Raw genomic sequence first — 6,000 nt, forward strand, 5'->3', positions numbered from 1 at the left:
ATATTCCAGTCGTGAGTAAGGTTTCCTGTCTACCTACTACAATCCTCTTCATCCCTAATATTCTACCATTTTGATGACATTCAATTATTAATGCAATACTATTATCATCATCCTTTCCTTAGAATCTCGCTTGATTATCTCTTTTAAAAAAATCTTGGTGAAAACTAAAAAATGCATTTTCAATCAAATCCAAAGCCAGTAAACCTTACAGAGCAGTAAAACCAATCTATTTCATGGTGAATATAAAATCCATCTCAAGAGGAGAATTCATGGGTAATGTATGAACTCCGACAGCAATCCTTGTGTGCCTGCCGTGCTCACCAAAAACCTTCAGAAGGAGTTCAGAGGAAGCATTAAGTACAAAGGAATGGTCTTTAAAATCCTCTGATGTCTGGAGATAACCATTTATTCTCAGGCACCTGATTCTCTCAAGGCTTCGGATATTTGACTTTATAATTGAAAGACAATTAAGCACGACCTGTACAGCACACTCCTTTGCCTGTTCAATACCAACATCCCTTCCTATCCTTCCTTCGTAGAGCAGTCTTCCCTCTCTTACAGGAAGAAGACCGCTCAGAAAGATAATGCCATTGTGCTCAACAAAAGGCACATAGGCTCCCAGAGGCACAGGAATTTCAGGAAGCTCAAATCCGAGACCTTTAAGAACCTCCTCAGGACTCATCCCTTTTCCCCTCCTCTGATTCTCTCATGAAAGCCGGAATATCAAGCGGGTCATCATAATGAAGAAGGTCTCTTGGAAGCTCAAAATCCTCAAGGGACTTACTTAAAATCCTCTTTGCACCCTGAAGGGAACGAAAAGGAGCAGAAGGAATATAAGATGGCATGGTGGTATCTTCTTGTTCATCCTTTCGCTTCATGAGTTTTTCAGGCTGTCTTTTTTCTTTCTGGTCTGACGCCATCTCCTTCTCATAATCAGCAGCAACTATTGTGACCTTTATAGAATCTTCCATGAATTCATCAATAACGGCTCCGAATATTAGATGGACGTCTTCATGAACAGCATCGTAAATAAAGGAGCATGCTTCATTGACTAGCTCTATATCCATATCAGGACCACCCGTGATATTTAGCAATACCCTCCTTGCACCTTCAATATTCGATTCCTCAATAAGGGGATTTGTAACAGCCCTTCTTGCTGCTTCTATGCCTGAGCCTTTCGCAATCCCAACTCCCATAACAGCCCTTCCTGCACCACTAAGGACAGTCCTAAGGTCAGCAAAATCAAGATTTATTAGACCAGGTTTAAGTATGAGGTCTGTTATACCCTGCACAGCCTGCCTGAGTACATTATTGACAAGTTCAAAGGATTTTGTAAGGGACATTCCTTTCTCAGCAATTAGTCTTATTCTGTCATTAGGTATAACTATTATGGAATCTACATTCTTTCTTAACTCTTCAATTCCCCTCATGGCATTGTCATGCCTTTTCTTTCCTTCGTAATAAAAGGGCTTTGTAACCACTGCCACCGTAAGAATACCGAGTTCCTTTGCAATGGCTGCAACAACAGGAGCACCTCCAGTTCCGGTTCCACCACCCATTCCTGCAGTTATAAATACCATATCAGCACCCTTAAGAACCTCTTCTATCCTTGAGGCATCCTCCATTGCAGCATCCCGTCCGAGCTGTGGATTTGAGCCAGCTCCCAGTCCCTTTGTAAGCCTTGAGCCTATCTGTAGCTTCAGAGGTGAAAGGGAAAGAGATAAGGCCTGTGTGTCTGTATTGATTGCAATGAATTCTACACCTGTAATTCCGGAGGATATCATGCTGTTTATAGCATTTCCACCACCTCCACCAATTCCTATTACTTTAATCCTTGCACCACAGTCAATTACTTCTTCAAGCTCAAACATGGGCACCTCCTTAACTATTAAAATTCTGAAGTGAGATACTTTTTCAATCTAAAATCTGGAAAAACCTGCATTCTTAAACTCTTCTTTATCCTCTCGATTATCCCTTTGATCAAAAACCTATCTTTATAATACTCTCTAATTCTCTCTGAGTTTATACTCAGCAAACCGAAAACCAGTGTATTTTGGGGACTGAGAAAAGATGAAGAAAGACCGGATATTTTAAGCCTATCAGGATATCCTATCCTCACCGGCATCCCCGTAAGAGANTCAAAAAGAATATCAAGGCCATTCAAAAGTGAGGAGCCACCTGTAAGAACAGCTCCACATATACCATAAGCATCAGTTTTTTCTCCTGCCTTTTCAACAGCAGCCTTTATCATAGAAATAACCTCCAGAGTCCTCGCATAGATAATTTCATCTATAAGTCTCAGGGGAACCCTTCTTTTAGTCCTCGAGCTATCTATCTCTATTTCTTCCAATGAGTCCCTCATGATTGCCGAACTATATTTTATCTTTACAACCTCTGCCTCCTTAACGGATATCTTCAGACCTATGGCAAGATCATTTGTAATGTGATTTCCACCAACAGGTATGCTTGCTGTATGAATAAGCCTTCTGTCTTTAAATATAGCTATATCAGTTGTACCTCCTCCTATATCAAGTAATAATACTCCCTCTTCTATCTCCTCTTCGGTGAGCAAAACCTTCCTCAGAGCTAAAGGTTCAAATACGATGTTCTCAACTTTAAGACCTGCCTGTTCACAGACTCCTATGAGATTCTCTACAGAATTTAACGGAGCTGTTATTATCTGAACTCTTACAGCAAGTCTGAAACCTTTCATACCGATTGGATTCCTTATGCCCGTCTCATTATCAACAATAAATTCAACAGGAATCACATGTAGTAATTCCCTGTCAAGCGGGATATAAACAGAGCTCGCCGATTCTATGGCATTTTCTATATCCCTTTCTGAAATCCTTTTACCCCTTACTCTTACCGCACCATAGCTCTCAAAAAACTCTATTAAATTTCCAGAGATACCTGTAGTAACAGAACCAATATTGAGATTAAATCTTTCCTGAGCCTCCTTTACTGCTTTTTTTATAGAAAGGGCTGCCTCCTCCATGTCAACGATTTGACCCTTTCTAAGGCCTCTTGATGGTAGGCTCACAGCTCCTTTGAGTACAGTACCACTTTCTGAAATCTCTGCTGAAAGAAGCGTGACCTTCGTTGTTCCTAAATCAAGACAGTTTATCTCATAAGCCATCCTTTTTTTCCCTCACAATAAGCCTTTCATTAAACCTGAGATCAATAATATAAGGTCTCAGTGCTTTTTCCCTTATGGATGGAGCAAAATCGACAAGCCTCCTCAGCTTTTCTCTGTATGAACCATGTCCTATTTTTATTGAAAGATAATCTTGACCTTTTCCTTTCTGCCTGACGAGTATCGTGAGGTCTTCCTTTTTTGAACCTGTAACAATAAGCTCACTTTCACCAGCGCTTATATTCATGGTCCTCATCTCTTTAAGAAGTAACAGTGCTTCGCTTATGAGCTCCCTGTTTTCATAATCAATCTCAAGAAGTGGCAGTAGCATTGGACTGTCATCCTGAAGCTCTTCGATAAGCACTCCCGTATCATCTATAAGAAATTTCCTTCCATCCTTTTTAATGATTGCCTGGGGAGATGCCTCCTCTACCCAGATAATGAGTTTATCTGGAAGTTCCTTTCTGATGACTGCCTCCTTTATCCATGGTGAACCTATAAGCCTGTGATAAACCTGTGGGGAAGAAATATCAAGGAGGCTCCTTTTATAACCTATATTTGCAATCCTCTTGATATCAGCCTCAGAAAGTATATGATTGCCTCTTATAACAATATTTTCAATGATAAAAAGAGCCCTCATTGCTTTGTAGGCTAAAAAGGAAGAAAGGCTGATAATTATTACCCCTGCAAGAATGTATAAGCCGAGTGGCCTTCTTCTCTCAAATTCTCTTAAATTTTTAGTTCTTCTGGAGCGCATCAAAAAGTATCTCCTTTACAAGCTCTTCGAAGGTTATACCTGCTGAGCGTGCTATTTTTGGAAGAAGGGATGTCTCTGTCATACCGGGAATAGTGTTTACTTCAAGCACATAAGTTTCACCTTTGTCTGTAATTATTAGATCAACTCTGGTTGCACCGCTACAATCAAGCGCCCTATGGGCAAGGAGTCCTGTATCAAGAGCTCTTTGAAGTCTGTCTTGAGGAATGTCAGGAGGGATAATGTACTCTGTCATTCCCTGAGTATATTTTGCCCTGTAACTGTAAAACCTCTCCTTTGGTCTGACCTCCACAGCGCCTATTGCCCTGTTTTTTAAAATCCCGACATGGACCTCCTTCCCTTTAATGTACTCCTCAATAAGGCACTCTCCATATTCTTTTGCAACCTTTATTGCATGAACAAGTTCTTCAGGCCTGTCAACAACTGTAACTCCCACACTTGAACCCTCATGTACAGGTTTTACGACAAGGGGAAGTCCGAATCTTTTGATAATCTCCTTTTCATCAGGTATCTCTTTCTTTTCAATAATCATGAATTCCGGAACACTCAATCCATGAGCAGTAAATAATCGCTTTGAAGCTAGTTTATCCATTGCAAGGCTTGATGCCTTAATCCCTGAGCCCGTATAAGGTATACCTAAGACCTCTAAAAATCCCTGAATAGCACCATTTTCACCTATACCTCCATGAAGCGCTAGAAATATACAATCAAACCTCTCCTTCTTTAAGTACTCTGAAAGGCCTCCTGCAGTTATCGCCTTTATCTTCTGATTCTTTAAAACCTCCCTTTCCTGCGGTCCTGGTCTGTGACCCTTCTGCCTCAGGTCTATTCTGGAAACCTTAAAACCAAGTCTTTCAAGGGCATCCGCTATTGCCCTTCCACTTCTTAAGGAGACTTCTCTTTCAGAGGAAAGCCCACCCATAAGAACACCTATCTTCAGTCTTTTAGGCTTCACATTCACACTCCTGTCTTATGATCTTTACCTCAGGTTCAAGAAATAAATTGAATTTTTTCATAACCCTTTCCTGAACCCGTTCTACAAGATTTAAAAAATCTTTTTGGGTTCCCCTGCCCCTGTTTACTATAAAATTTGCATGAATCATACTAACCTCCATATCACCAGAACGCATCCCTTTACAACCTGCCTGTTCAATAAGCCTTCCTGCAAAATCTCCTGGAGGATTCTTAAAAACAGAGCCAGCTGATGGAAGTCCTAATGGCTGGGTCTGTCTTCTTTTCTGCAGATAATCCCTCATTCTTTTTTCAAGCTCCTCAACTGCATCTATTTTAAAGGAGAATTCAGCCTCCAGTATTATTTCCCTGTCTCCTATTGATGAGTTTCTATAGGAAAAATGGATATCTTCTCTTTTTAATTCCTTTAAAACTCCATCGGTGGTTAGCAATCTCACAAGCCTCAATTTATCTTTTATCTCACAGCCAAAGGCTCCCGCATTTCCTTTCACTGCACCACCAACAGTACCAGGTATTCCCAGAAGTCCTTCAAATCCCTGAAGCCCTTCCTGCACAGTAAACCTTACAAGTCTGCTAAGAGGCGCACCTGCCTGAGCTACCACGCTGGTCTGGTCAATTCTTCTAAGATCTCTTAGTCCTGAAAGGTATATAACTGCAATGTCCATATCCCTGTCAGGCCAGACAATATTACTGCCACCACCGATTATTATGAATCTAATGCCGCTGTTTTTAATCAAATAAATTAATCTCTTCAGGGCTTCTACGGTCTTCACATGTATGAAGGCTGAAACTGAACCACCTGTCCTGAGTGTTGTGTGATAGCGCATAAGTTCATCTGTAAGGATTATCAGTCCCTCTTCTTTTCTTAATTTTTCTATGAGTTTCTCATCCATTATTCTTTAATTCCTTTAAGACCTCCTCTCCTATCTTCCAGACATCTCCAGCACCCATTGTAAGGAGTATATCACCTTCCCTTAACTCTTCTTTTATCTTCTGAATAAGTTTTTCTCTGTCAGTGACATAATATATGAAATCCGTTTCAGGAGCTGAGCCTCCAGAACTGCTTCTCTGTAGGATCTGCTCATAGAGCACTCCTGTGTTCACACCCTCTATGGGC

7 protein-coding genes are annotated in these 6,000 nt (G+C 40.8%); all 7 read right to left on the bottom strand.

Going from position 1 to position 6,000, the window contains the following annotated elements; all coding sequences use genetic code 11:
- Positions 1 to 226: 226 nt before the first annotated feature.
- Entirely contained in the window at positions 227 to 682 is a 456-nt protein-coding gene (locus N2257_02950) for a RidA family protein (GenBank protein MCX7793354.1), read from the bottom strand.
- Positions 672 to 1,871: a cell division protein FtsZ gene (ftsZ, locus tag N2257_02955; protein ID MCX7793355.1), complete on the bottom strand. Its 1,200-nt coding sequence runs from the start codon at positions 1,869 to 1,871 to the stop codon at positions 672 to 674. Before ftsZ ends, N2257_02950 begins: the two co-directional genes overlap by 11 nt.
- 17 nt (positions 1,872 to 1,888) lie before the next feature.
- Complete coding sequence (gene ftsA, locus N2257_02960) at positions 1,889 to 3,139, bottom strand: cell division protein FtsA (GenBank protein ID MCX7793356.1); 1,251 nt, start codon at positions 3,137 to 3,139, stop codon at positions 1,889 to 1,891.
- Positions 3,129 to 3,893: an FtsQ-type POTRA domain-containing protein gene (locus N2257_02965; protein MCX7793357.1), complete on the bottom strand. Its 765-nt coding sequence runs from the start codon at positions 3,891 to 3,893 to the stop codon at positions 3,129 to 3,131. The genes ftsA and N2257_02965 overlap by 11 nt, the downstream gene beginning before the upstream one ends.
- Complete coding sequence (locus N2257_02970; GenBank protein MCX7793358.1) at positions 3,874 to 4,866, bottom strand: D-alanine--D-alanine ligase; 993 nt, start codon at positions 4,864 to 4,866, stop codon at positions 3,874 to 3,876. The genes N2257_02965 and N2257_02970 overlap by 20 nt, the downstream gene beginning before the upstream one ends.
- Positions 4,856 to 5,776, bottom strand: coding sequence for a UDP-N-acetylmuramate dehydrogenase (gene murB / locus N2257_02975; GenBank protein MCX7793359.1), 921 nt, complete (start codon positions 5,774 to 5,776; stop codon positions 4,856 to 4,858). Before murB ends, N2257_02970 begins: the two co-directional genes overlap by 11 nt.
- On the bottom strand, positions 5,769 to 6,000 hold a 232-nt coding region (locus tag N2257_02980), incomplete at its 5' end, for a hypothetical protein (protein ID MCX7793360.1). The genes murB and N2257_02980, both read right to left, overlap by 8 nt.

The organism is Thermodesulfovibrionales bacterium (genome assembly GCA_026417875.1).
Lineage (GTDB): Bacteria > Nitrospirota > Thermodesulfovibrionia > Thermodesulfovibrionales > CALJEL01 > CALJEL01.

Excerpts from the sequence above, each read along its gene's own strand:
- murB (MCX7793359.1), bottom strand. The coding sequence starts at position 5,776 with ATGGATGAGAAACTCATAGAAAAATTAAGAAAAGAAGAGGGACTGATA.
- ftsZ (MCX7793355.1), bottom strand. The coding sequence starts at position 1,871 with ATGTTTGAGCTTGAAGAAGTAATTGACTGTGGTGCAAGGATTAAAGTA.
- N2257_02965 (MCX7793357.1), bottom strand. The coding sequence starts at position 3,893 with ATGCGCTCCAGAAGAACTAAAAATTTAAGAGAATTTGAGAGAAGAAGG.
- N2257_02950 (MCX7793354.1), bottom strand. The coding sequence starts at position 682 with ATGAGTCCTGAGGAGGTTCTTAAAGGTCTCGGATTTGAGCTTCCTGAA.